The organism is Salegentibacter sp. UBA1130 (assembly GCF_002311535.1).
GTDB classification, from domain to species: Bacteria; Bacteroidota; Bacteroidia; order Flavobacteriales; family Flavobacteriaceae; genus Salegentibacter; species Salegentibacter agarivorans.
This window is the reverse complement of sequence record NZ_DCAP01000028.1, coordinates 1-24,969: the sequence shown is the minus strand read 5'-3', so window position 1 is coordinate 24,969 and position 24,969 is coordinate 1. Positions and strand designations below refer to the sequence as shown.

The following is a 24,969-nucleotide window of genomic DNA, read 5'->3' as shown; positions in this document are numbered from 1 at the left end:
GGACTTAGACTGTTTTTCGAAAGAATATAAAATGACAAAAACGGAAAAAAAATTATCGTCAAAAGGGATACGTCCCACTGAAATGAGGTTGAAAATTTACAAATACCTCAAAAGGAAAACTTATGCAGTAAGTTTAAATGAAATGCAAAAAGTCTTTATCAATAAAAATATCAAAACAGCCAATAAGACCACTTTCTACAGGGCGATAAAGCTCTTTGAGAAAAAAAGCATGGTGCACCAAATTGACGATGGAACTGCTTTTGCAAAATATGCGATTTCCGATGAAAACGCCAAAGGTAAACACAGTACAGATTTACATATGCACTTTCATTGTACCAATTGTAAGAAAACAATCTGTTTACCAAATAAAATATCGGAAGAGAGTTTGCCAAACCAGTATGAGGTGAACGATGTGAACCTAGTTTTAAAAGGGATATGTAAAAACTGTAGTAAAAAATAATAGGTGGGAGTGCCTTAAGCCTGAATCCCAGCCCCCAATGGTCAAGCTTAAGGTTTTTTCCACCGTAACTAACTTAAAAAAATGTGAATATGGAAAAATTTGATGTAACTATAATAGGATCTGGCCCGGGCGGGTATGTAAGTGCGATCCGTTGCGCCCAATTAGGATTAAAAGTAGCCATTATTGAAAGGTACAACACGCTTGGCGGCACCTGCCTTAACGTGGGCTGTATCCCGTCAAAAGCCTGGTTGGAAGCCTCTGAGCATTATTACAAACTCAAGCATCAATTCGAAAATTTTGGGATTGATGTTAAAGAGGCCAATGTCGATATCCTGAAAATGAACCAAAGGGTTCAGGATGTGGTACAGGAAATCATCAATGGTGTTGATTATCTGATGAAAAAGAACAAGGTTGCCGTCTATCAAGGCCACGGCACCATCAAGGACAAAAACACGATTGAGATTAAGGGCGGGGACAAAACGGAAACCATAACAACCGATAAAATCATCATTGCCACAGGGTCCAAACCCGCTTCACTGCCCAATATTAAAATAGACAAAAAGCGTATCATCTCTTCCACCGAAGCCCTTGCCCTACAGGAAATCCCCAAGCACTTAATGGTCGTTGGGGGTGGCGTTATCGGTGTTGAGATAGGTTCCGTATTCGCCCGCCTGGGTTCAAAGGTTTCCATAGTAGAATATTTTGATAGCCTTATCGCCACTATGGACGGCGCACTGGGACATCAATTGCACCGTTCCCTTAGAAAACAGGGAATTGATTTTTATTTGGAACATAAGGTGACAAACGCAACGGCAACTGAGGATAAAGTAGAATTGAAAGCGGAAAATCTTTCCGATAAAGAAGAAATGAGTTTAGATGGCGATTACTGTCTTATGGCCATTGGCCGAAAACCATACACCGCCAGTTTAGGGCTTGAAAATATAGGAGTGGAAACCAATGAGAAAGGACAGATAACGGTAGATAAAAACCTTGAAACCAATGTCAAGGGTGTGTATGCCATTGGGGATGTAATCCGGGGGGCAATGCTTGCCCATAAAGCCAGTGAAGAAGGCGTTTTTGTAGCCGAAAGCATAGCAGGTCAAAAGCCACATATCAATTATTCCCTTATCCCAAATATCGTGTACACCGAGCCTGAGGTCGCCGGTGTAGGCTTGACGGAAGAAGAACTGAAGAAGACCAATAGAAGTATAAAAACGGGCTCTTTTCCCTATAAGGCAAACGCACGGGCGAAGATAAGTATGGATACGGATGGTTTTATCAAGGTAATCGCAGATAAGGAAACCGATGAGATATTGGGCGTGCATATGATAGGCCCTCGCATAGCAGACAGTTATACCGAAGCGGTGGTAGCGATGGAATTTAGGGCGGCTGCCGAGGATATTGCAAGAATGTCACACGGTCACCCCACATTTTCCGAGACCTTTAAGGAGGCCTGTCTGGCAGCTACCGAAGACAGGGCGTTGCATATTTAAAGTTGACCTAACAGTAAGTTCTTAAAAATTAAGACGCTACTGAGCTTTTTGAAATATTAAGGTTTAAGTAATGAACTCAAAAAACAGATAAGATAAAATGGGGCAATCAGTTCGAAATCAATCCACTATTGGGTATATCAGGGAAACGGCAACAAAGTTCCTCGACAGGGAAACAGCTGGGGGGATTTTTTTAATAATTGCTACTATAGTTGCCCTTCTTTTAGCTAATTCAAAGTGGGCAGGTGCCTATCATCATTTTCTTGGCGATGAATTGCTTTTTGAATTTTCCGAGCATCTTAGTTTTGGGCTAACAATTGAAGAATGGATCAATGATGGCCTAATGGCAATTTTCTTTTTGGTTGCCGGCCTTGAATTGAAGAGGGAGGTTATGGTGGGGGAATTATCTTCAATTAAAAAAGCCTCAGCCCCATTGTTGGCAGCTTTAGGTGGCATGGCAGTTCCGGCCCTCATTTTTATTAGCCTAAATTTAGGCACTGAAAATATAAAGGGTTGGGGCATCCCTATGGCTACCGATATCGCATATTCACTAGGGATTATTGGCCTACTGGGAAAAAATGTCCCCAGGCAGTTAAAAACATTTTTAATAGCCCTCGCTATTGCTGACGATATAGGTGCCATATTGGTGATAGCATTGTTTTATAGCAACGAGTTGAGCTGGATATACCTTGGATCGGGCATGGGGGCATTTGGGTTATTATTATTAATGAATTGGACTGGGATCAAAAATTTGATTTGGTATATTATTATTGGGATCATCTTATGGTATTGCTTCCTTAATTCGGGGATCCATCCAACTATTGCGGGAGTACTTTTTGCCATTACCATTCCAATAGTGCCCAAATTAGACAGTAAAATATTAAAAGAAAGGACCGCCACAAACGTTACTAATCTTGAGAAAACAGAGCTGGAAAAATTAAATCCTCTTCAGGATAAAAAACAACAAATAATTTTAAAAGCTATTAAAACAGATACTGAGAATTCAAGGCCTCCTTTGCTCAAACTGGAAAATTCCCTTGTTGATTTCAATGCTTTCTTTATCATTCCAATTTTTGCAGTCGCGAATGCGGGAGTAAAGCTCGATGTAAATTTAATTGAGGTTGTTTCCGGTTCTTTAGGGCTGGGGATCCTTTTGGGATTAGCTATTGGGAAAGTAACAGGGATTGGTATTTTTACATTGATCGGGCAAAAACTTGGAGTTTCCGAATTACATATTACACTAAACTGGAAACATATAATTGGAATTGGTATGATCGCGGGAATTGGCTTTACCATGTCCCTTTTTATTACCAATCTCGCATTTAATGATCAGGAATTGATTAAAATTTCGAAAATAAGCATTTTGATAGCTTCATTACTTGCAGCTATTGGCGGTGCGGTAATTCTCTTATTAACTTCCAATAAAGGAAGGAAAAATATAGTTAAGTGATATGGGAGAAATGAACAAAAGTACTTTTATAGTAAGTCAAATGGACTGTCCTTCAGAAGAACAGATGATCCGGATGAAATTGGAATCTTATGCTCAAGTGAAATATTTGGATTTTGATATACCCAATCGAAAACTTGAAGTATATCACCTTGAAGGGAATGAGGAAATCAAAGCCTCGATTTCAGAATTAAAATTAGGTGATAAATTTATGGGGACCGAAGAAGCCGAGCCTCCCGTAATAGAAGACCAATCCAAACAGAAAACAATCCTTTGGTGGGTCCTGGGGATAAATTTCGGCTTTTTCATTATCGAAATGACCACGGGGTGGATTTCTTCTTCTATGGGCCTAATTGCAGATTCTTTGGATATGCTGGCAGATTCGATAGTATATGCGCTAAGTTTATTTGCAGTAGGTGGTGCCATTTCCAGAAAAAAGAAGGTGGCAAAATTCAGCGGCTACTTTCAAATTGCATTGGCAACACTTGGTTTTGCAGAGGTATTAAGAAGGTTTTTTACAAGTAGTGAAACACCAATGTTCGAATGGATGATCATAGTTTCCATTTTAGCCTTACTGGGGAACCTTATTTCGCTCTGGTTGATAAATAAGGCCAAAAGTAAGGAGGCGCATATGCAGGCCAGTGCTATTTTTACGTCCAATGATATCATCGTAAACTGCGGGGTGATACTGGCCGGGGTGCTGGTCTATTTTCTGGATAGCAAATGGCCCGATTTGGTAATTGGCGGCATCGTTTTCACGTTTGTAATGCGGGGCGCCATAAGAATTTTAAAATTATCTAAATAATGCAAATATATGTTGCACAAGACGTTGGGCAAGAATAAGGAAATTATGAATAAAAGTAGTGTAGCATTATTAATTTTACTGTTGTTGGTAATAGACCAGGCCATAAAGATTTATGTGAAGACCCATTTTTATTATGGCGAGGAATATTTTGTGTTTGGCCTGGATTGGTTTCGCTTACATTTTTTGGAGAATGCCGGCATGGCCTGGGGCTTTAAATTTGGCGAAGGTTATCTGGCCAAATTTGTTTTAATACTATTTCGCTTCGTAGCCGTTATTTGGGGGACCTTTTATATCAAAAAGATGATACGTGAAGGATATGCAAAAGTCTTTATAATCTGTGCCGCATTTATATACGCAGGTGCATTGGGCAATTTGATTGACGGTGCATTTTACGGACTGATTTTTGAAAAAAGTGATCCCGCACTTCGCAATATTGCAGAAATATTCTCCTCAGGCGGTGGTTATGCCGGATTTTTAAATGGCAATGTGGTGGATATGTGGTACTTCCCTATTATTGATACAAGGCTTCCGGAATGGCTGCCATTATGGGGAGGTAATGAATTTACTTTTTTCGACCCTGTATTCAATACCGCAGATGTTTGGATTAGCACGGGAGTGATTTTACTCCTGATCTTTCAAAGCCAACAAAAAAAAGACCAGAAAATATCGGATAAGAAAAAGTTGAAATATACTGAAAGTAACAGGACAATTATAAAAATCGATTAGTTATGAACGCTTGGCTTTGGGTAGTAGTATTGGGATTGGCAGCTTGGGCTGCCCATTGGGGTGCTGATCAACTCCTTACCCCTTTAAAGATGCTGCGCAAACAATGGGGGCTTACTGCTTCTGCAGGGGCAGCTTTCCTGGCTATTGTAACAGCGAGCCCTGAAGTGGCGATAAATATTACGAGCGCCGCCCGTGGGGTATCTGATATCGGGTTGGGGAATTTGCTTGGTTCCAATATCATTTCCATTCCGCTCATGGTAACCATTGCATACTTTGCTTCCAGAAGAAAGTTTAAAAACAATAAGGAGCATCAAAAACATTTGGATGCCAACCTGCTGGCCCTGAACAAACGTTCCGTCTCGGTATTATCTATCCCCTATCTGGTAATTATCGGGTTGGTGGCTATATTAACGCTTCCCAAAGCCTGGCGTGGATTACAACCCATTGATGGGTGGATCATGCTGGCTGCCTATGCGGCTTTTTTAACGCATGCCATTATAAAAGGCAGGGAAAAGGGTCAGAAGGTAGAATGGGATAAAAAGAAAATATGGCTTTCGGTTGCAGGGGCCCTGGCCATAGCCGTGGGGGCTTTTTTTATTGTAAAAGCTACCGAAAATATTGTTTCGGCACTGAATATTTCCGAAATTGTTGGAGGGTTGTTTATCACCGGAATTATGACTACCGCCCCTGAAATATTCAAAACATGGAGTGTGGTAAAGGGAGGTGAAGTGACTGCGGGTACCACCAGTGTGATTGCAGATAATGCCGTTACCATGACAGTGGCATTTTTCCCCCTGGCACTGGTAACGACCCCAATCGAAGATTTCCAGTTGTTTTGGGTCAACCTGGCTTTTGTAGGACTGATGCCGCTTTTATATTCAGTATTTGTCCATCAAAGCAAGGAACTTCACGGGTTCAGCAGATGGCAGATATTCGTTTTCGATGCAGCGTATATTGTATATCTTTTAACTATGGTGTTTTTTGTTCTAAAACTATTTTAAAAAATGAAGGAGGATTTATTTAAGGATTACCAGGAGAGGCTTAATGTGCTGGATGAAAATATTAGAGCAGTAGCATTAAAATATGCAAGGGATTTCTATTTGAACAAAAATTGTTCAAAAGAAGAGGCTATTGAGCGTGGCATCGTAAAGGCAGAGATGGAAAAAAGGAATTTAGATAGAAATGGATAATATATTACTAATAGTATTATGGCAGAATTAAAAAAATCTCTGGGTACTCTTCGCCTTACTTTTTATGGTGTAGGTACCATTGTTGGTGCTGGAATATATACTGTAATTGGTGCAGCCGCTGGACAGGCGGGAACAGACCTTTGGTTGAGTTTTATTTTTGCCGCCATTGCGGCCAGTGTCTCGGCAATGTCGTATGCAGAGCTGTCCTCTACCTATCCTAATGCCGGTGCAGAATTCATTTTTGTACGGAAAGCTTTTCCAAAAATCGACATTCCATCTTTTCTAACAGGTTGGACGATTGCATTTCACAGTTCGGCCACCATCGCCGCGGTGCTACTTGCTTTTTCAGGGTATTTCAATACGTTTTTTAACATCCCTTCCTTACTGGTTAGCTATGCTGTGCTACTGATTCTTGCATTTATAAGCATTACGGGCATCAAAAAATCATCTACCGCCAATATCATTATGGTCAGTATTCAGCTATTGGGATTGTTTATTCTTATTGCGGTCGGACTTTTGGAAACAGGACCACCAAAATCAGAATTTTTTAAAGTGGAGTCCTTTTCCGGCACCCTGGCAGCGACTGCTACCTTATTTTTTGTTTATACCGGCTTTGAGCATATGGCAGCATTGGGTTCCGAGGTAAAAAATCCGGGCAAGACGATTCCGAGGGCATTTTTATTGACAATGGTGTTTACCACAATTATATACCTACTAATATCTTTTACGGTACTCAATATAAGTGACCCCGCAGAAATAGCAAAGGTAAATTCCCCATTGTCGCTGGCCGCTTCAAATTTAAATTCCTGGTTGCCCGTAGCCCTGGCAGTTGCGGCACTTTTTGCTACGGCTAATGCGGCTTTTAGTGGCATTATTTCCATTAGCAGGTTGCTTTTCGGTATGGCAAGCGTGGGCGAGCTTCCAAAATTTATGACCAAGACCAATGCACAGAAAGTACCCTGGGTAACTACACTGGTGGTTATGGCTGCGGTAGCGGCATTTTTGTTATTGGGAGATATTAAAATTGTCGCAGGAATGTCCTCTTTAGGGGCGTTACTCGTTTTTGTAGCTGTGAATATTGCACTCATCGTTTTGCGTTATAAAGCACCTGACAAAGAAAGACCTTTTAAAGTTCCCCTTTCCATAGGGAAAGTACCTATCCTACCCATTTTGGCCATAATTATTAGCCTGTCTCTGGTAGTTCAGTTTAACTGGCAGGTGTATGTTGCTTTTGTGGGAGCAATTATAGTGGGCATCGTGCTGGATTATTTTTTGGACAAAAAGTCAAAGAATGAGATGGATCCCGAAAAAGAAAAAGAACTGTTCAACCATTAAAATGAAGCTATGGAATGGACCTTTGAAGAATTTAAAACCAGTTTGGATGGCCTCCATCCTGCAGTGAAGCAAAAAGCCCTGGAAATTGCTAAAAGTCTGGTTATAGAAAAGAATTATACTAAGGGAAATGCCATAAAAGAAGGAATTATGAAAGCTGAAGAATGGTTTTACGATTTAGGCGGTTAATAATTAATAAAAATAGATATGTTACAAATTATAGAGATTTCAGGAGATAATATTATTGCAACCAGAGCATCGGGAGATTTATCCGAAATGGATATTGAGAAGGTACATCCCATTATTCATGCTATTTTGGACAAAGGATTAAACGTACGCTGGTATTTTGAAATGGAGAATTTTACCGGCTGGGATTTTCCAGGCCTGTGGGAAGATCTAAAAATGGATACTGCCCACGCAAAAGATTATGAAAAAATCGCCATGGTAGGTGATAAAAAATGGCAGGACTGGATTACAAAGTTCATGAAACCTTTTACCAATGCTGAAGTAAAATATTTTGACTTAGAGGAAAAGGAGATTGCCAAAAAGTGGATTAAACAATAAAGCTTTTATTTAAACAATTAATTGAAAAACTGAATGTATAATTAAAATTAAAAAACCATGAAAATAATAGTTCCGATTGATTTTAGTCAAAGTTCCAAAATTGGAGTTGAGTATGCCATAAAGGTGGCCGAATCTTTAAATTCAGAAATTATCTTTGTTCATGCCTATTCTGAAGGTTATCAATATGCCGGATACGGGGCTATAGTTTATCCGGTTCCCGACAACTTTAGTTCTTATCAGAAATTGTACAAAGAAAAAATGCTGGAATTTCTCGAAAATTTTCCACGTCTGGCGACAATAAAATATAAGAGTATGGTAGCCCCAGGAAGACCTTCAGATATAATTTATCAATTAGCAACAGAAGAAAAAGCAGGTTTGATAATTATGGGGACAGAAGGTGCAGGTGAGGTAGAAGGTTACCTTGCAGGAACTACCAGTGAAAAAGTGAGCAAGGATGTACCCTGCCCTGTGCTGGTTGTACCTGAAGATTTAGAAACTTTTGGTTTAAAAAGAATTTGTCTGGCGCTGGATTCAGATAATCTGAAACCTGATAGGGAACTAAAGGTTCTGGCTGATCTATTAAAGGCATTTAACGCGCGCCTTTTTATATTTCATTTTGCTAAAAGTAAAGATGAAGTTATTAAAGAACAGGAGATAAAAAACTATTATGAGGAGTTTTTTAATCTACAGAATATTTCTGTTCACCTTTTTTCCGAAGGGAAAACTGAAGATAAAATAACCGGTTTTTTGAAAGATAATGCCATAGATATTTTGGCGCTACTTTACAGGAAACATGCCTTTATAGAAAAACTAACTGAACTGGGGCTGAGACGGAAAATGATTTTCAAATCAGAAGTTCCTGTACTTATTTTAAAATGATAGTAGGATTGAAAACAAATCTGCATTTTTAAGTTTATGAAGTCACTATTTTTTAGAAATTAACTGAATTCCTGAGCTTCATACCTTCAGTAAGACCACAGAATTATTTGTGAAATATTCCTATGGTATCCTAGGTGCCCTAAATTAAGGCAATTGTAAGACTACAGTACAATGAATTTTTATCTAATTAGAGGGAATAAACCCTTTTTAAAGCGATAAGTTTGCAATTTACCCAAAAGAAAGTGTAGAAGAAAAATGTCAAAATATAGGAGAAATAGAAGAAAGAAGAAGGGTCAAAAATCTTCCCGGAATAAAATAACTAAAAAAGAAAAGCTTTTTGGAATTTTTTCATTAATCCTTTTGGTCATTGCATCATTTTTATTGTATTTTTTTGTCTTAAAAGACTTTATTCATAAGCCCTGATTATTTAAAAATGTTTACCTACCAACTTTTTCTTAATCTAATGATTCTATGGAATTCATTATTTTTCTTTTTAAAAGTTGAAGTTTTAAGAGGCGTAGAAAATTGACCTTTTGTAAACAAAATACTTCAATTAAAAACCGATTCCCTGTAATATAAGGAATCGGGAGTTCTCTGGTATTTCAATTCAAGTACTTCTAAAGGAGGGGCGACCAGAATTATACTCATATTATTGAGAACCTTCATAATACTCCTAATAGGTAGGCTGTCTCATAGGAGTAAATACAAAGCTTCCAAGTTAGAAACTTTAAACGTACAAACGAGGTTTTCGCCGTTGGTAAATCTTTTAAGAAGCTTAATACTATATATTCCTACAACTTTAAAAATATATTCTTAAGATAATAACTTTCAATATTTAGATTATTAAAAAATAAATTTTAGATTTGTCTAAATAATATTTTAGGTAATGAAAATAGAATGGTTAAGTCTAATTATTTTTATCGCTTTTTTTACATCCTGTGAAAAATTAGCTGATGAATATGGTCCTGTTCCTCCAAAGGAAAATGAACTTCTTGATGGCCCTGTAGAAGGATTATCAGTTGAAGAGCAGATTCAGTTCTTGAATGGGGATATAGCGTTCAATGATGAAGTATTTACCGCAGAAACTGGACTCGGCCCCGTTTTCGTAGGTACTAGCTGTGTTAGTTGTCATTCTGGGGATGGTAAAGGTCACCCGTTTAATCAATTTATAAGATTCGGTCAAAGTGATACTTTAGGAAATCCTTTTGCAGACTTTGGGGATGGTAAAAATCAATTACAGAATAAAGCAATTCAGGGGTTTCAGCCTGAAAAGCTACCTCCAGGAGCACCCTTCACAACCTTGGTTGCGCCTGCGGTCACAGGATTAGGTTTTTTGGATGCTGTTCCAGATGAAAGTATACTTTCTCTAGCCGATCCTTATGATGAGAATGGCGACGGAATAAGTGGTAGAGCTCATTTCGCATATCCTCCTGAATATGTTCAAATTCGGCCAAATAGTATTTCACGTGGAGGTAAATATATTTTTAGGTTTGGTAAAAAGGCAATTAGTTATGACTTATTGCATCAAACAGTAGGTGCGTATAATCAAGATATAGGTATTACATCATTATTTGAACCTATAGATCCTTATAGCGGGCTGGAAGAGGACCCGGAAATCAGTACTCAGGTAGTTAACGAGGTGGTTTTTTATTTAAAAACCTTAAAAGCTCCGATACCTCGAAATCAAAATGATCCTGATGTTGTATCTGGCAAACAAATTTTTTCCCGAATTCAATGTGCTGCCTGCCATACCCCAAGCATGAAAACGGGATATTCGCCTATCGAAGCACTATCTAATAAAGGATTTCATCCCTATACAGATTTACTACTTCATGATATGGGTCCTGGTCTGGACGATGGATATACCGAAGGTTTTGCTGAAACATCCGAATGGAGAACCCCTCCGCTATGGGGAATTGGCCTTTCTGAAAACTCACAAGGAGGAGGTTTGTTTCTTTTACATGATGGCAGGGCAAGAAGTATTGAGGAAGCCATTTTGATGCATGGCGGTGAAGCCAAAAATTCAAGGGATGAGTTCAATGCCCTATCGAATCAGGAAAAAAAGCAACTACTTGAATTTATAAATTCATTATGATGAAAAGAAAAAAATTTATCCAAACCCTTTCCTCTGTTGCTATAACAATACCAAGTTTAGGTTTTTTACATTCATGCAGTGGAATTTACTATGCTACAGCAAAGGAAGAGGTAGATAAGTTAACCATAGCGAAGCATGAGTTTATTCTTGAAAAAAATAACAAGGTGTCTAAAAGAGAGTTTGTCCTTATACAAAATAACAAATACAGATTCCCTATTTGTCTATATAAAGTTGGTGAAGACTATATAGCTTCCTTACTAAAATGCACTCATCGAGGGTGCGAGCTTAATGTTGGTGGGGGTATCTATAGTTGTCCTTGCCATGGAAGCCAATTTTCCAATGAAGGAACCGTATTACAAGGACCTGCTGAACAAAAACTAAAAACATTTCCAACGAAAACAGACGATGAAAACATCTATATTTTATTCTCCTAATTATTTGATCATTACCTTAATATTGTTCACCCTCAGTGGAAATTTAATAGCCCAAAACGAGGATGATATACTTAAAAGAACGAAGTCAGATACAACAGATACTCAACTTAACATGGATGCGGTATACAATCGACCAGCTCTAACAATAAATAAAGCTCCGGTATCTATTGGGGGATATCTTGAAGCCAATTCGATATATGCAGTGGAAGATGGATTGACAGAAGGATTATCTTTTCAAGCACGACGTTTAACATTATTTCTGTCTGCCTCAATTAACAAAAGAATTAAATTTTTAACGGAAGTAGAGTTTGAAGAGGGAGGTAAAGAGATTGCCATAGAATTTGCTGCTATGGATATCTCCTTTGATCCTCTTCTCAATTTACGAGGTGGAATAATCTTGAATCCAATCGGTGCTTTTAATCAAAATCACGATGGTCCTAAATGGGAGTTTGTAGAAAGACCTGATGTGGCAGTAAAATTACTACCCGCCACTTTTTCTAATGCAGGTTTTGGAATGTATGGTAAAACAAATACTGGAGATTGGATTATCGGATATGAAGCATACCTCTCAAATGGATTTGACAATAGTATAATTAATAATTCAAAAGATCGAACCTCTCTTTCATCCGTTAAAGAAAATGAAGAGCGTTTTGAAGAAAATTTCAGCGGTGACCCTTTAATTACTACAAAACTCGCTATAGGAAATAGAAATATAGGTGAGGTTGGTTTTTCTTATATGGGCGGTACATACAATCGTGTAATGGAAGATGGACTACAGATAGATGAAAAGAATAGGAGGGTGGATGTCTTCGCTATTGATCTTAGCACTACTATTGAATCAACCGGCACTTATATTGTTGGAGAAGGCGCTTATGTGTGGGTGGATGTGCCAAAAACATTTACGCAACAGTTTGGAAATAAACAAGCAGGATTTTTTCTGGATGTAGTTCAACCAGTGTTGCAAAAGAAAATGTTCGGTTGGGAAAATGCATCCTTAAACGTCTCCGCTCGGACAGATTATGTTGATTTTAATATTGGTAACTTCACTCAAACTAATACAAATATAGGGGATGATTTAATTGCGGTTACTCCTTCCATAAGTTTTAGACCGTCACCTGCAACGGTTTTAAGGTTGAATTATCGTTATCAGTGGCAGAATGACATTTTAAATAATCCAGCCACAAAAACGGCCACCTGGTACCTAGGTTTTAGCACCTATTTTTAAGAATGATATGCTTTTTTAACTAATGGAGTGGGCTGCTCGGGGTAGCATGATTAGTTTATCTTTCGGATAATTACAATATTACGAAGCAGAAGGCTTAAAATTTCTCAGTTTTTTAGAGAAGTTGGAGAAAATGTTCCAGGCGCAAAGCTTAGTCAATAAAATGCTTAACATGAGTCTGCAGCCATATTTTAAAAGAAAATTCAATTTAAATGTATCTTTTTAGAAAATTAAAGGTCTCCGTAGTAAACAATAAAATTTATAAGTATGAATGATTGTAAATGTACTAATTGTGATTGCACTAAATGTAATTGCATAAATTGTTTAGATAACAATTGCCCTTGTACAAAATGTGAATGTGGTAAATGCGATTGTTGCTGAATTGAATAAAGGTTGGTTTAAAAGCTAACCTTTATTTATTTTTGAACTATGGAGACTCAAAAAGTTTGGCACAATTTCAATGAAGAGTTATTCTTCTTTATTCTCAAAAAAGTAAAAAATGAAAGTGCTACAAATGATATTTTTCAAAATACATTTTTAAAAATCCATAAAAAATTACATCAACTTGAGAATGATGAAAAAGTAAGAGCCTGGATTTTTCAAATTGCTCGAAACGAGATAGCAAACTACTTCAATAAAGAATCTGTTTATTTACCGAGTGTTAATTTACAGAATGAAACTGCTTTAGAAAAATATCAGTCAATATGCTGTTTTGATAAATTCGTATATGAACTACCAGATATTTATAAAAAGATAATTGAATTGATTTATATCAAAGGACTAAAACAAAAGGAAGCGGCTGAAATCTTAGAAATAAGTCTTACAAATGTCAAGGCTAGAACACGAAGAGCTAAAGATATTTTAAAACAAAAATTCAATGAATGTTGTAAATACGAGTTTGATAAAGATGGCAAATTAATTGGAGAATCCAATTGCTCTATTTGTAAATCATAATTAAAAATACATCCGCCCACAAATCCATCGCAGATAACAGGTATTGTTAAATAATAGGATTTTAGCATTTCATAATGAAACGATTAAAAACTGAGAAAGGGATAGAATGGTAACTTTAGTTGTTTCCCAATATCATATTTTTTATGCCAATCCTTTTTGAGTAAAAAATTGCTTTTAATCATTATATTAAATCAAAAAATAATCTACCAATTATCTTCAAGAGGGCTGTGATCACTCCACTCCACTCCATTGAAAAAAATCAAATTTTCTTGGTGTAATTAAAAGAGGCTTCTATATTTGCATTTATTTTTAATAAATCTAAATAAGAATAATGAAACACATTACTTTTCTCGCCTTAATGGCCTTAAGCCTCTCTGCTTTCTCCCAATCAGGATTAAAAGGGGAAATAAAAAATGAAACAAATGAACCTATTGCCGGTGCCTCTATTTATATCGAGGAATTACAAAAAGGAACTACTACAAATTTTGACGGGTTTTATAAACTCCAGGAGGTTCCCCCTGGAAACTGGAAGGTAACGGTCAAAATGTTGGGTTATCAAACTATAGAGCAAATTATAGAAATTGGACGAGATTCCTTAACAACCTATAGTGTGAACCTTCAGGATACGTATGGAAGTTTGGATGAAGTGGTGATTTCTGCAAGCAGGAACCCGGAATATCTTTCAGAAATTCCAGCTTCTGTTACTGTGGTGAACTCAGAAAAGCTGCGGGAATTTACTAAAATCTCCTCCAATATTAACGAGATTCTAGCATATACAGTGCCCGGTCTTGCTGTAAGCACAGGAACATTTTCCAATTGGGGACAAACATTAAGAGGTAGGTCATTACTCGTTATGGTAGATGGAATCCCTCAATCCACCCCGCTACGTAATGGACAATTGGGAATTAAAAGTATTAATCCTAACGATATAAGCAGAGTTGAAGTAATCAAAGGAGCTACTTCAATATTTGGAAATGGTGGTAGTGGAGGCTTTATCAATTATATCACCAAAAATCCAACCACTTCAGAAAAATTGAGCGGCACTACTGATATTTGGGGAACCTCCCAACTTTCCAATAGCCAAGATGCCTTGGGATATGGGGTATATCAATCCTTTTCCGGACAATTTAATAAGTTTAGTTACTATATAAGCGGAAGTATAGAACATACCGGGAATAAATACGATGCTGAAGGGATTCCCTTACTTCCTACTTATGGATTAGATAATACCGATATTTACAGCACGTATGGAAAACTGGAATATCTCCTTTCTTCTAATCAAAAAATAACCATTAACGGGAATCTTTATAAATCACTTCAGGATTCTCCTTTTATTCCGGTTTTTGCAAATATTCAGGTGTTTAATGACCAAGGGGATTACTCTTTAGAACCGGGTTATGGTATCGAAGGATCAATTCCTGGACAGGAACCAACTGGTTCCGAATTGATAAATGGGAGGTTAAAATACAATTTAAATAATATTTTCTCCGGTACCACAGATTTTGAAACCGATCTATATTATTCCAAAGCCAAAAGTATTTTCTTTTATTCTGATAAATTCGAAGACGGAGGGCAATCCGTGATCAATTCAGAAAAGTATGGCTTAAGACCTAATTTTAATACTCAGTTCAATTTGTATGGCGATATGAATATATCTCTGATCTATGGACTGGATCTTTTAAGGGATAAGACTAATCAGGGGCTGTTAGATGGAAGGCTTTGGGTGCCGAATATCGAACTGATGAGCGTAGCACCGTATTTACAAACCACTTTAAAACTAGATAAAAAATGGGCCTTTAAAGCTGGATTACGATACGATGATTTAAAAATGGATATTGCCAATTATAATACACTTCCCTATTCACCTAAAGGAGATGGTAACTTTAATCCTTCGGTCTCCGTTCAGGGCGGAGAGTTGGCGTTCGATAATCTGGCATTTAATATGGGAGTCCGGTATATTGAACATCAGGAATTCATTCCCTACATTAGTTATTCCCAGGGTTTCTCCATAGCTGATTTAGGTTCTATTTTAAGATCTGCAAGAGCTGAAAGTATAGACAACATTCAACTGGAGCCCGCAGTTACCAATAACTATGAATTCGGGTTTATTTCAAAATTTAATAATTTTCGTTTAGAGGCTGTAGGATACTACAGTACCTCTAATTTAGGTACTGGTGTTGTATTTAGTGATGAACTAAACTCGTTTATACCTTCTGAACAACCTCAGAAAATATTCGGTGGAGAGGTAGCAATAGATTATGCTCTCCCAAGCAATAAACTACTTATTGGGACTTCTTATTCGTATGTGGAAGGGCTTAAAAACCCAAACGATGATGAAAATAATTTAAGTTATGTTGGTGGTGATGTCATTTCTGCTCCAAAATTAACGGCTTATGTTACCTGGAAGCCAACAGAACAGTTTAATACTTCATTGAATGTTATGAGTTTAGGAGATCGAAACAGGTTTTCTCCTTTTCAGGATGGGGAAGGAAATTATGCTTTTAGGCATACGGAATTTCCTGTAAATGGATATACCCTGGTAAATCTAACGGCCACCTACCAAATTAAGAGTAATATTGATGTTTTCTTGGGTATCAATAACCTTCTTAATGAGTATTATTTACCGGCAAGATCTCAATGGGCGGCGCCATTAAGGTCTTTTACTACAGCTGGGGAGGGAGCGAATGCCCGTCTTGGTGTAACTTATAATTTTTAAAAGGGGTGGTAGTCGTTATTAAGAATTGATATTCAGAAGTAACGACTACCATTTTACACTAAAATTTATTGCTTGAAAGCATTTTCAAACATAGTTAAGAAAGTACATCTTTTTTTAGGAATAACATGTGGGGTTTTGGCATCCATTTCAGGTCTTACTGGTTCCATGTATGTATGGCAGCCGGAAATAACGTCGGCCTTAAATCAACGCTTACTACAAAGGGAATCTACTAATACTCTTTCGGAAAAGACATTATTAAAAACTTCCTCAGAACTTTATAGGAGTCAGAAAGATACTATAGCAAAGATATTCCTACCTTATCGAGAGCAGGAGACGGTTTCCATTATTTATAAGAATGGTCAAACCCTTTATTATCACCCGGAGACGGGAGTACCTTTAGGAAAAAAATCAGCTTCCATAAAATTGTTTGAAGATTTGTTGAAGATCCATCGAAGCCTTGGAATTCCTAAGATTGGCAAATACATTGTAGGTAGTAGTGCTATTATATTTTTCTTGTTTCTTCTTACCTCCGGTTTATTTCTATGGTGGAAAAAGTATAAATCAAATTTTAAAAAGGGAATTAAAATTAAATGGAAACGAAATAGAAAAAGATTTAACTACGATGTACATAAGTCACTTGGAATATTTTTTTCCCTTCCTTTGGCTGTAATGGCCTTTTCTGGTGGATATTTTACTTATAACAGCTACTATAAGGATGGTTTGAAGTTAATAGATGGTTTTATAGGCAATAAACAACCTGAAAAAAAGATTGAAGCAGGTACCGGGATCGATATACTGCACTTATTGGAGACTCCAGACAACCAATATGCACTCCGGGCAATTTATTTTCCTCAAGATGGAAATGAAGTGTATCAATTTAGATATATCAAAAACCGATTTATAAACCCCGGTCTAAGAAAAACCAGGGAATTAAAATTAGATAATAATAGTAATACCATTTATTCCTCATCCTTTAACGACGACCCGGTTAGCGAACAGATAGCAGCACAATTTTATCCGATTCATATTGGAGAAATGGCAGGCATGCTGGGGAGAATTTTAGTTTTTATCTCCGGGTTTGTCCCCCTAATATTATTTATTACCGGTCTCAGATTTTATTATTTTAGAACGGTAAGATAACGTCGAACAGGTGTTTAGTTTCAATTTTTTTAAACTTTTAATCTTAAAAATTCCCCGATAGCTTCGCCACGGTACTGCTAGCCGGACAGGCGGATATAGTTGGTTTTAAATTTTTTTTTCCTCTGTCGAACAGCTCAATTAGAATCTTATATGATGAAAAAAATAAGTTTCATTTAACCATGTATTAACAATCCATCGAAACCATATGTTATATTTTTAATGAGTTTAAATTTTGAAAATCAATCACTTATGAAAAAAGCTTTACTGTTTCTCCTTCTTTCAACGAGTATAATCATGGCACAAAAGAAGGATAGCCTTATTTCAGAAAATATTACGGGACATATTTATAAACCTAAGATGGTTGGGGCCACCGAAGAGAGGATATCGCAACTTCAATTACCGCAGGGGTTTAAAATAGAAAAATTCGCAGATAATCTGGGAGAACCCAGAATGATGGCTGTAAGCCCCCAGGGAAATATATATGTTTCTCGAAGGGAGGGAGACGTAGTGATGCTTAAGGATACTAATGATGACGGGAAACCTGACCATCAACAAACGGTAGTAACTAAAGAAGGAGCGCATGGGGTAGCTTTTCATGAAGATATGTTTTACCTTGTTACGGTAAATGATGTTTTCAGGGCACAGTTAAAAGAAGATGGTACTATTGGAGAACTGGAAAAGATTATAGGGAACCTACCAGATGGTGGTCAGCACCCCAACCGCACGATTGGTTTTGGCCCAGATGGGATGCTATATATATCGATTGGAAGCACCTGCAACGCCTGTGATGAAACACGGGAAGAAAATGCCACTATAGTACGGACTAATGCTGATGGGAGCAATAGAACCATATTTGCATCGGGACTGCGAAATACCATTGGTTTTGACTGGCATCCTGAGACGGGGGAACTTTTTGGGATGGATAGCGGAATTGACTGGCTGGGAGATGATGAACAAAAAGAAGAATTAAATCGTATCACTGAGGGAGCTGATTATGGGTGGCCGTATATCTACGACGATGGTAAATATAATAAGGCAGATGAACCGCCAAAAATGACCTGGAAAGAATACGCGCAGAAAGCTACAGAACCGGAGATGTTATTTACAGCCCATAGCGCTCCAATGAATTTAAAGTTTTACAGAGGGAAAATGTTTCCCTCGGAATATAAAAATACTGCCCTGGTAACTTTTCGGGGATCCTGGAATAGACGGCCAGCTTCCGGACACAAAATAATGAAAGTAACTTTCGAAAATGGGAAGCCTGTAAAGGCTGAAGATTTTGTAAAAGGTTTTTTAATGGAGGAAGGTACTTCCCGATTCGCCAGGTTAGCCGGTTTGGTAGAATTGCCCGATGGATCGCTTTTAGTTAGTGATGATACCAATGGCGTAATTTACCGAGTATCGTATAACTAATAATCGATTTACTGAACTCTGAAATAGTAAAGCCAGCCTGTCCAGCCGGCAGGTAGATTTAGGTTAATGATTTAAATTAACTTTCAGAAATGATAACAAATAGCCATATAAAGTAAATGATTAGTAATCCGTTAGTTTTTATAGTTTCCAAACATATTTTCCTTTTATGTGTATCAGATTGTTACCAGAAAAGAATATTCTACTTCTAAAATTTAAAAAAATATGGCGGACTCGATGTGGAGTCCGCCATTAATTAGTGTTCATTATTACTACGTTTTTAGTGGCTAATAAATCTGGATGATATTTAATTTCCACTCATTAGTCAAATTATCATCTTCTTCATCTGAACTGTTCCTTTCACTTTTACAATTCCGGGTTTTAAGCTGGTAGAAGTTCCTTCAGCTATTGTAAAAGTTTCTTTCCCGGTTTGAATTGGCTTAATTACCATCCTGTTCAACGAGAGTACCTTTTATAACAATTTCGGCTTTTTTAGCAGAAAAATCATTCTTATTCACTTCTTCCTGGATCTGCCTAAGGCTCAAATCATTATTTTTTGCCAAATCTAAATAAGCTTTACCGTCATTAAGACTCACTTTTACACTTTCCAGACCTTCCATATTTTTAAGTCCGCGTTCCAGACCATAGGCACAGGGGGCACAGTCCATTCCAAACGCTTCCTGATCTACTTTCTGAATCTGAGCATTGGAACTAAAACTTCCAAATACAATAACTATTATTACACTCCCATCCGGAAGTTTTTCAATTAAGTAGGATTTTTACTAACTGGAACCATCACAAAAGTACCCTTACCCACTAAAGCAGGAACTCTAATTGGTAAGAAAAATACAGCTAAGAATTTGAAAATTTCAGGTTCCTTCTCAAGGCAATACTTCTTTGTGTTTAGCTGTGTGAGGGCAGTTTCATCTTCGGGGTTTCTATGGCTCAAGGCCTGAATAAGATATTTCAACCTCCAGTAAAAATCGCCCTTTGGAATTGTCTCAAAGTTAATAATCATTCTTCTTTGTGTCAAGTCCCTTGTCATGGATGTTTCATCTGTTAATTTTTTAAAGTTTGTTTATACTATAACCAATAACTTAAATTAAGAAATACCCGATAGTTTTCTTTAACAACCCCAGGGATTAAATCTTGTACCACCGGATTAAGGCACCGAAAGGAATCCCATTATCCTTTTGGAGCTAAACGAAAAAAAAAATCTGTATTAGTGATTATAAATTTTTTTATAAAATCACAGAACTGTATATTTGCCCTTATTTAGATTTAGTATGAATAAATATAGGGTATTCTTCTTCTTTGTCATTTTCATTTCAATAAATACGTTTTCGCAAAATACGGCTAATGACACAGATTTGCGCACTTTGGTGACTCTCCTGGATTACATTTCCAAGGATTATCCAGTAGCGGTGGAGAATGGCGAAATAATCAATGAGTTTGAATTCGCCGAAATGAGCGAGTTTGCAAAAAAATCCATTGCACTTCAGCAGGATCTATTGCCGACAATTAATAATACCAGGTTTGAAAAGCTTGATGAACCCCTGCGGGAATTGCAACAAGCTGTTGCGGACAAAAAAAATCCAGAAGCGATTTCTACAATTGCTTTAAATATCAAAAACAAAATTCTCGATCTTGGAATTTTAAAAATTACACCTAATCGTTATCCCTCGTTAAAGAATGGAGCCACCCTGTACCAGAATAATTGCGTATCCTGCCACGGAGGCAAAGGATATGGGAACGGAGCTTTAGCCGGAAATTTAAATCCTGCACCGACCAATTTCCACGAAGCCCAGTTGTCCCCACTTCAGGCTTACAATGTCATCAAATTGGGGATTGAGGGCACGGGGATGGCTTCTTACAACCGTCTTACAGAAGAAGAGCTTTGGGACTTATCTTTTTACGTGCTGTCACTAAAGCACAATGAAGAAATTTCAAGAGCTCCATTGCCTTCCAATTTGCATCTTGACAGCATCAGCAAATGGAACGATGAAGAATTGCAACATTTTTTGAATAAATCTTTCAGCAATATAACAGTTGGCCAGGTGCGGAATTATGAACCTGAAAGGCCTGAACCTCTAAATGTTGCTATGACCAACCTTGATCTTTCATATCAGGAATTTCAAAAAGGCAATAATAAAATTGCCGAAAAATATGCCTTGACATCCTACCTTGAAGGCGTTGAGCTGGTGGAGAATATATTGGGTGCATCTGCGCCTTCATTAGTGAGGGGTATTGAGCGGGATATGATTGCTTACCGAAAAGCACTTCAAAACAACAACAAAATAGGTGCGGAAAATTATTATAATGCCCTTAAAGAAAAAATAACCTCTGCCAAAACTGTTTTAGCAGAAAAGGATTATTCCTTTGCATTTATATATGGTGCTGCATTATCAATCCTTATCAGGGAGGCCTTGGAAGCGTTGCTTATTATCCTCATTATTCTCCGTGTTCTAAGACCTATGAAAATCAAACGCGCAGTGATAGCCGTCCATTCCGGATGGATTTTCGCAGTACTAACTGGTGTGGTGAGTTGGTTTTTTGTAGATAAACTTATCAATTTAAGCGGTGCGTCAAGAGAATTGATGGAAGGTGTTGGAGCTATTCTGGCTGTACTGGTATTGCTCTTTGCAGGTATTTGGCTTCATTCCCATTCTGAGATATCGAAGTGGAAACACTTCATAAAAAATAAAATAAACCGCATTTCTGAAACCGGAAATATGATAGGTTTGTTGATTTTCTCGTTCATCGTGGTGTTTAGGGAAGCTTTTGAAGTGGTTCTGTTTCTTTCATCACTGAAACTGAGCAATCCCGATGTCGCAAATTCTGCTATTAACTGGGCCTTATTGACTTCCGTTATTATAATAGCCATTATAACAATCGTGTTTCTGAAATTTACTAAAGAACTACCTGTAGGAAAATTCTTCAAATTGGCTTCCTATATGGTAGCAGCCCTGGCAATTGTTTTAACAGGCAAAGGAATTATGGCCTTTCAGGAAGCAGGTTACATCCCCATTTCACCCATAGATTTTGCTCCCCGTATAGAACTATTGGGGATTTACCCGAATTTACAGTCTATCCTGGCGCAGCTCCTCGTACTTGGTATTATAGTTTTTTTCCAATGGAGGAATCTGAATCAAAAAGCAGACAAGTCCTCACAAGAATTGGTTACAGAAGAGTAAATGGAAAAAATCAATAAATACCAAACAGGTGTCATTTTATTGGCAGTTGTACTGGGATTATTATTGGGGAATTTGGCTATTTTGGAGAGATATGCATCGAGCTTTATTGTACTCTTGCTTATGGTAATGCTTTACGGCTTATTCTTAAGTATAAACATCGGCGAGCTTAAAAGTGCTTTCTTCAATCTCAAATTTTCAGTTAGCAGCCTTGTTATTAATTTTATCTGGACTCCCCTGTTTGCTTATTTGCTGGGATACTTGTTTCTGGATAACGAGCTGGCCATCTAGATAGGGTTTGTGATGCTTATGGTAACTCCCTGTACAGATTGGTACCTGGTGTTTACCGGTGTTGCAAAAGGAAATGTGCCGCTATCTACTTCTATTCTTCCAATCAACCTGATATTGCAGATTCTTTTACTTCCAATATTTTTGTTACTATTCTTTGGAAGATCAGGAAATGTTGAATTCAGGTCACTGGTTGAAAGTATTCTTCTGGTGCTCCTGATTCCTTTTTTATTAGTATTAGTTACCAAAAAAATAGTTAGCCGAAGCAATACTTCAGGGACGTCTTTTACCGGCTTTTTTGTAAAATCCCAGGTGTTGTTTTTATCATTGGCAGTAGTCGCAATGTTTGCTTCAGAAGGAAGAAATCTACTGGAAAATCCTGATGTTATTTACAAATTGCTATTTCCCGTGATTATATTTTTTATCATTACTTTTTTACTGGCACAGCTGGTCAGCAGGTTTTTTAAATTCAGTTATCAAAACAGGGTAAGCCTCACATTGACAACAATGGCAAGAAATTCACCTATTTCATTGGCCATTGCAGTTTCCGCATTTGCTTATGAACCATTGGTTGCATTGTCATTAGTTATAGGTCCTTTAATTGAATTGCCAATTTTGGCTTTAACCTCGCAACTGTTGTTGAAAATAAGAAAGAAAGTAATTTAGCGGGATTTGGATTATACCCATTTAAGGATAACCATATTCTATACACATGAAGTATTACAAACCATTCGAGATTCAATGAACAATATGTGCGAAAGATTATCGTAAGGCAGCTATTCTGTTGCTACTGGTAGAGTTATGTACATGCCGGTCCTCCATCGGCAGGTCACTTTACTAAGCTGGTGCACAATGGGATTGAATTTGGTATGCTACAGGCTATCGACGAAGATACAGATTTGCTTTCACAGTTCCGCGAAAAGCTTGATATACAAGGTATACTGGATACCTGGAATCATGTCCCGGTGATCAGATCGTGGTTAATCGAACTTTTAGGAAGGTTTTACAGGGGAACGGGAAGGTTGTGCGTCAATACAAGGCTTATGGTAGTTTGAAAAGCACTGGCACCCAGGGCAGGCATTTGACTGGAATTTCCCGTAGGAAAAGTTTCGGTTAATTTAATTAAACTTCTTAAGGCCTCTCCTTTATCATCCTTTTGAAAGAGTTGATATTTTGTAAATACTTTTAAATCTCCAAATCCCGACTGGGAATCCAAGCCATCGGGCGAAATTGAGACATAGGGTATTACCGCATCTACCTGCCATTTACTGGTAATGTTATAAGGAACAATAAGTACCTGCGCGTAAGCCTTGGCATTTTCCTTAGAAGTTATATTGCCAAAAGTACGCACTCCACGTCCCTGCACACCTAATATGATAGGTGTATCCGTAAAAATAGGCGGGCCCTGAGCATTCATATTAAAACCCAATATGAATATTAAGCAGGTAATAATAATATTCTTCCCGGAAATCTTCACCATTCCAGAAAGTAGTTTATTATCATCATAAAAAAGACCAAAAAAGTGGTTAGCCATAATATCGATTTGTTTTTTGTTGAATTTTCAGGATTTTGACTACATCCACATTCGTTTTCATCTTTGTTATTTTCTAAAGTCGAGAATTTGGTATCCTTATACACCCTATAATGAGCGACACCTAAGAATAAGAAAGACATGCTATACATATACGGTCTTACTGGATGTAACCATTCAAAACCAGAGGAAATACCGGTGACTCCCGCTACTCCAGTTAATATAGCAGGGGTCCAGCAACATAAAAATGGAACCCCTGCACTAAGAAAACTTGCGCCCAATAAGCTGTATTTTTTAATCTTCATTTAATTAAAGGATTTCAGTAAGCTCAATTTCCCACTTAGTGGTTAGCTCCCCGTCTTCTTCATCCTGAACTATCCCTTTAACTGTAAGGACTCCGGGTTTTAACCTGGAACGTAAGTTGGTAGAAGTTGCTTCAGCTATCTTAAAAGTTTCTTTCCCGGTTTGTATTGCATAAGTGCCATCCTGCTCAACGAAGTTGCCCTTTATAACTATTTCGGCATTCTTAGCTGAAAAACCATTCACTTTCACTTCTTCCTGAATTTGTTTCAAGCTTAAATTATTGTTTGCAGTCAGATCTAAATAAGCTTTGCCTTCATTCAGACTTACTTGTACCTTTTCTATACCATCCATTTTTTTGAGTCCGCGTTCAAGGCCATAGGCACAAGGTGCGCAATCCATTCCAAAAACTTCCTGATCTACTTTGGTGATTTGGGCGTTGGAACTTATGATTCCAAACACTGTCACTACGATAATTAATGCTATTCTTTTCATTTTACTCTTTTTTTATGTTTAAAATTCTTCTTTAATATCTGTTATAACCAATAACTTATGTTCAGTGAGACCCTATATTTTTCACGGGGCGTATTCGGAATAAGATCCTGGTATACCGGGAACAATGCCCCGAAGGAAATTCCCCAGGGACCGGTAAGTCCTAAAATTGAAGGACCAACCAATACTTTTTTACTCCGTTCATCTGTAGAAAAAAATTGTCCGTTAACTTTATTATCTCCGGGAAATTCGGCCAGTGATTCTACAAATATCCGCCAGTCGGGTTTAGGATAATCCCCCATA

The 24,969-nt window shown here is 37.5% G+C and carries 25 protein-coding genes and 2 pseudogenes; 22 read left to right on the top strand and 5 right to left on the bottom strand.

Annotated features, from left to right (window positions below; all coding sequences use genetic code 11):
* Nucleotides 1-31 precede the first annotated feature (31 nt).
* The 18 genes from B4F31_RS11605 to B4F31_RS11520 all read left to right on the top strand — a co-directional run bounded on the left by B4F31_RS11605 (nt 32) and on the right by B4F31_RS11520 (nt 18,867).
* Nucleotides 32-460: a Fur family transcriptional regulator gene (locus tag B4F31_RS11605; protein ID WP_057482988.1), complete on the top strand. Its 429-nt coding sequence runs from the start codon at nt 32-34 to the stop codon at nt 458-460.
* An 89-nt stretch (nt 461-549) separates the two neighbouring features.
* Nucleotides 550-1,953: a dihydrolipoyl dehydrogenase gene (gene lpdA / locus B4F31_RS11600; RefSeq protein ID WP_286761348.1), complete on the top strand. Its 1,404-nt coding sequence runs from the start codon at nt 550-552 to the stop codon at nt 1,951-1,953.
* Between the two features lie 97 nt (nt 1,954-2,050).
* Nucleotides 2,051-3,400 (top strand): Na+/H+ antiporter NhaA, encoded by a 1,350-nt coding sequence (gene nhaA / locus B4F31_RS11595; protein ID WP_057482990.1) that lies wholly within the window; start codon nt 2,051-2,053, stop codon nt 3,398-3,400.
* 1 nt (nt 3,401) lies between these two features.
* The gene (locus B4F31_RS11590; protein WP_414706138.1) at nt 3,402-4,202 is read left to right on the top strand and encodes a cation transporter; all 801 of its coding nucleotides are present in this window, start codon (nt 3,402-3,404) and stop codon (nt 4,200-4,202) included.
* 45 nt (nt 4,203-4,247) lie between these two features.
* On the top strand, nt 4,248-4,928 hold the full coding sequence (locus tag B4F31_RS11585; RefSeq protein WP_041579156.1) for a lipoprotein signal peptidase: 681 nt from the start codon (nt 4,248-4,250) through the stop codon (nt 4,926-4,928).
* 2 nt (nt 4,929-4,930) lie between these two features.
* Complete coding sequence (locus B4F31_RS11580; RefSeq protein WP_013073444.1) at nt 4,931-5,929, top strand: sodium:calcium antiporter; 999 nt, start codon at nt 4,931-4,933, stop codon at nt 5,927-5,929.
* 3 nt (nt 5,930-5,932) lie between these two features.
* Complete coding sequence (locus tag B4F31_RS11575; protein ID WP_013073443.1) at nt 5,933-6,118, top strand: hypothetical protein; 186 nt, start codon at nt 5,933-5,935, stop codon at nt 6,116-6,118.
* A gap of 18 nt (nt 6,119-6,136) precedes the next feature.
* The gene (locus B4F31_RS11570) at nt 6,137-7,453 is read left to right on the top strand and encodes an APC family permease (RefSeq protein WP_013073442.1); all 1,317 of its coding nucleotides are present in this window, start codon (nt 6,137-6,139) and stop codon (nt 7,451-7,453) included.
* A 9-nt stretch (nt 7,454-7,462) separates the two neighbouring features.
* Complete coding sequence (locus B4F31_RS11565; RefSeq protein WP_013073441.1) at nt 7,463-7,639, top strand: hypothetical protein; 177 nt, start codon at nt 7,463-7,465, stop codon at nt 7,637-7,639.
* A gap of 18 nt (nt 7,640-7,657) precedes the next feature.
* Nucleotides 7,658-8,014 (top strand): STAS/SEC14 domain-containing protein, encoded by a 357-nt coding sequence (locus tag B4F31_RS11560; RefSeq protein ID WP_008615606.1) that lies wholly within the window; start codon nt 7,658-7,660, stop codon nt 8,012-8,014.
* A 57-nt stretch (nt 8,015-8,071) separates the two neighbouring features.
* Nucleotides 8,072-8,893, top strand: coding sequence for a universal stress protein (locus tag B4F31_RS11555; RefSeq protein ID WP_013073440.1), 822 nt, complete (start codon nt 8,072-8,074; stop codon nt 8,891-8,893).
* A gap of 886 nt (nt 8,894-9,779) precedes the next feature.
* On the top strand, nt 9,780-10,988 hold the full coding sequence (locus B4F31_RS11550; protein ID WP_013073438.1) for a di-heme oxidoredictase family protein: 1,209 nt from the start codon (nt 9,780-9,782) through the stop codon (nt 10,986-10,988).
* A complete protein-coding gene (locus B4F31_RS11545) occupies nt 10,988-11,422 on the top strand; it encodes a ubiquinol-cytochrome c reductase iron-sulfur subunit (protein WP_228482292.1) in 435 nt (144 codons plus the stop codon). Before B4F31_RS11550 ends, B4F31_RS11545 begins: the two co-directional genes overlap by 1 nt.
* Nucleotides 11,394-12,647, top strand: coding sequence for a hypothetical protein (locus tag B4F31_RS11540; RefSeq protein WP_037317188.1), 1,254 nt, complete (start codon nt 11,394-11,396; stop codon nt 12,645-12,647). The genes B4F31_RS11545 and B4F31_RS11540 overlap by 29 nt, the downstream gene beginning before the upstream one ends.
* Nucleotides 12,648-13,073: 426 nt before the next feature.
* Nucleotides 13,074-13,598 carry a sigma-70 family RNA polymerase sigma factor gene (locus B4F31_RS11535; RefSeq protein ID WP_013073435.1) on the top strand — a complete coding sequence of 175 codons (525 nt, stop codon included), beginning with the start codon at nt 13,074-13,076 and terminating at the stop codon, nt 13,596-13,598.
* A gap of 331 nt (nt 13,599-13,929) precedes the next feature.
* A complete protein-coding gene (locus B4F31_RS11530; RefSeq protein WP_041579150.1) occupies nt 13,930-16,314 on the top strand; it encodes a TonB-dependent receptor in 2,385 nt (794 codons plus the stop codon).
* Nucleotides 16,315-16,386: 72 nt separating this feature from the next.
* Nucleotides 16,387-17,454 (top strand): PepSY-associated TM helix domain-containing protein, encoded by a 1,068-nt coding sequence (locus B4F31_RS11525; RefSeq protein ID WP_013073433.1) that lies wholly within the window; start codon nt 16,387-16,389, stop codon nt 17,452-17,454.
* Nucleotides 17,455-17,703: 249 nt separating this feature from the next.
* On the top strand, nt 17,704-18,867 hold the full coding sequence (locus tag B4F31_RS11520; protein WP_198036139.1) for a PQQ-dependent sugar dehydrogenase: 1,164 nt from the start codon (nt 17,704-17,706) through the stop codon (nt 18,865-18,867).
* 437 nt (nt 18,868-19,304) lie between these two features.
* On the opposite strand, the gene B4F31_RS11515 is transcribed toward B4F31_RS11520, so the two are convergent.
* Both B4F31_RS11515 and B4F31_RS11510 read right to left on the bottom strand, forming a co-directional pair.
* The gene (locus B4F31_RS11515; RefSeq protein WP_229792205.1) at nt 19,305-19,532 is read right to left on the bottom strand and encodes a heavy-metal-associated domain-containing protein; all 228 of its coding nucleotides are present in this window, start codon (nt 19,530-19,532) and stop codon (nt 19,305-19,307) included.
* A gap of 98 nt (nt 19,533-19,630) precedes the next feature.
* Nucleotides 19,631-19,882, bottom strand: coding sequence for a hypothetical protein (locus B4F31_RS11510; RefSeq protein ID WP_133546766.1), 252 nt, complete (start codon nt 19,880-19,882; stop codon nt 19,631-19,633).
* A 268-nt stretch (nt 19,883-20,150) separates the two neighbouring features.
* Here B4F31_RS11510 and B4F31_RS11505 point away from each other — a divergent pair, with 268 nt between their 5' ends.
* The 4 genes and pseudogenes from B4F31_RS11505 to B4F31_RS18160 form a co-directional block, all read left to right on the top strand.
* A complete protein-coding gene (locus B4F31_RS11505) occupies nt 20,151-22,058 on the top strand; it encodes a cytochrome c/FTR1 family iron permease (RefSeq protein WP_057482991.1) in 1,908 nt (635 codons plus the stop codon).
* Nucleotides 22,059-22,346: a sodium/bile acid symporter family protein gene (locus B4F31_RS11500; protein ID WP_013073428.1), complete on the top strand. Its 288-nt coding sequence runs from the start codon at nt 22,059-22,061 to the stop codon at nt 22,344-22,346.
* Nucleotides 22,347-22,358: 12 nt separating this feature from the next.
* The gene (locus B4F31_RS11495) at nt 22,359-23,009 is read left to right on the top strand and encodes an arsenic resistance protein (protein WP_013073427.1); all 651 of its coding nucleotides are present in this window, start codon (nt 22,359-22,361) and stop codon (nt 23,007-23,009) included.
* 173 nt (nt 23,010-23,182) lie between these two features.
* Nucleotides 23,183-23,398, top strand: a pseudogene (locus B4F31_RS18160) (hypothetical protein); the annotation flags it as partial.
* On the opposite strand, the gene B4F31_RS11490 reads toward B4F31_RS18160, so the two are convergent.
* The 3 genes and pseudogenes from B4F31_RS11490 to B4F31_RS11480 form a co-directional block, all read right to left on the bottom strand.
* On the bottom strand, nt 23,347-23,877 hold the full coding sequence (locus B4F31_RS11490; RefSeq protein ID WP_013073426.1) for a hypothetical protein: 531 nt from the start codon (nt 23,875-23,877) through the stop codon (nt 23,347-23,349). The pseudogene B4F31_RS18160 and the gene B4F31_RS11490 sit on opposite strands and share 52 nt — an antisense overlap.
* A 306-nt stretch (nt 23,878-24,183) precedes the next feature.
* On the bottom strand, nt 24,184-24,669 hold the full coding sequence (locus B4F31_RS11485; RefSeq protein ID WP_041579141.1) for a heavy-metal-associated domain-containing protein: 486 nt from the start codon (nt 24,667-24,669) through the stop codon (nt 24,184-24,186).
* A gap of 41 nt (nt 24,670-24,710) precedes the next feature.
* Nucleotides 24,711-24,969 (bottom strand): annotated as a pseudogene (locus tag B4F31_RS11480) (hypothetical protein); the annotation flags it as partial.

Coding starts and splice junctions, on each gene's coding strand:
- B4F31_RS11605 (WP_057482988.1), top strand. CDS start 32: ATGACAAAAACGGAAAAAAAATTATCGTCAAAAGGGATACGTCCCACT.
- lpdA (WP_286761348.1), top strand. CDS start 550: ATGGAAAAATTTGATGTAACTATAATAGGATCTGGCCCGGGCGGGTAT.
- nhaA (WP_057482990.1), top strand. CDS start 2,051: ATGGGGCAATCAGTTCGAAATCAATCCACTATTGGGTATATCAGGGAA.
- B4F31_RS11590 (WP_414706138.1), top strand. CDS start 3,402: ATGGGAGAAATGAACAAAAGTACTTTTATAGTAAGTCAAATGGACTGT.
- B4F31_RS11585 (WP_041579156.1), top strand. CDS start 4,248: ATGAATAAAAGTAGTGTAGCATTATTAATTTTACTGTTGTTGGTAATA.
- B4F31_RS11580 (WP_013073444.1), top strand. CDS start 4,931: ATGAACGCTTGGCTTTGGGTAGTAGTATTGGGATTGGCAGCTTGGGCT.
- B4F31_RS11575 (WP_013073443.1), top strand. CDS start 5,933: ATGAAGGAGGATTTATTTAAGGATTACCAGGAGAGGCTTAATGTGCTG.
- B4F31_RS11570 (WP_013073442.1), top strand. CDS start 6,137: ATGGCAGAATTAAAAAAATCTCTGGGTACTCTTCGCCTTACTTTTTAT.
- B4F31_RS11565 (WP_013073441.1), top strand. CDS start 7,463: ATGGAATGGACCTTTGAAGAATTTAAAACCAGTTTGGATGGCCTCCAT.
- B4F31_RS11560 (WP_008615606.1), top strand. CDS start 7,658: ATGTTACAAATTATAGAGATTTCAGGAGATAATATTATTGCAACCAGA.
- B4F31_RS11555 (WP_013073440.1), top strand. CDS start 8,072: ATGAAAATAATAGTTCCGATTGATTTTAGTCAAAGTTCCAAAATTGGA.
- B4F31_RS11550 (WP_013073438.1), top strand. CDS start 9,780: ATGAAAATAGAATGGTTAAGTCTAATTATTTTTATCGCTTTTTTTACA.
- B4F31_RS11545 (WP_228482292.1), top strand. CDS start 10,988: ATGAAAAGAAAAAAATTTATCCAAACCCTTTCCTCTGTTGCTATAACA.
- B4F31_RS11540 (WP_037317188.1), top strand. CDS start 11,394: ATGAAAACATCTATATTTTATTCTCCTAATTATTTGATCATTACCTTA.
- B4F31_RS11535 (WP_013073435.1), top strand. CDS start 13,074: ATGGAGACTCAAAAAGTTTGGCACAATTTCAATGAAGAGTTATTCTTC.
- B4F31_RS11530 (WP_041579150.1), top strand. CDS start 13,930: ATGAAACACATTACTTTTCTCGCCTTAATGGCCTTAAGCCTCTCTGCT.
- B4F31_RS11520 (WP_198036139.1), top strand. CDS start 17,704: ATGAAAAAAGCTTTACTGTTTCTCCTTCTTTCAACGAGTATAATCATG.
- B4F31_RS11515 (WP_229792205.1), bottom strand. CDS start 19,532: ATGGACTGTGCCCCCTGTGCCTATGGTCTGGAACGCGGACTTAAAAAT.
- B4F31_RS11510 (WP_133546766.1), bottom strand. CDS start 19,882: ATGATTATTAACTTTGAGACAATTCCAAAGGGCGATTTTTACTGGAGG.
- B4F31_RS11505 (WP_057482991.1), top strand. CDS start 20,151: ATGAATAAATATAGGGTATTCTTCTTCTTTGTCATTTTCATTTCAATA.
- B4F31_RS11500 (WP_013073428.1), top strand. CDS start 22,059: ATGGAAAAAATCAATAAATACCAAACAGGTGTCATTTTATTGGCAGTT.
- B4F31_RS11495 (WP_013073427.1), top strand. CDS start 22,359: ATGCTTATGGTAACTCCCTGTACAGATTGGTACCTGGTGTTTACCGGT.
- B4F31_RS11490 (WP_013073426.1), bottom strand. CDS start 23,877: ATGGCTAACCACTTTTTTGGTCTTTTTTATGATGATAATAAACTACTT.
- B4F31_RS11485 (WP_041579141.1), bottom strand. CDS start 24,669: ATGAAAAGAATAGCATTAATTATCGTAGTGACAGTGTTTGGAATCATA.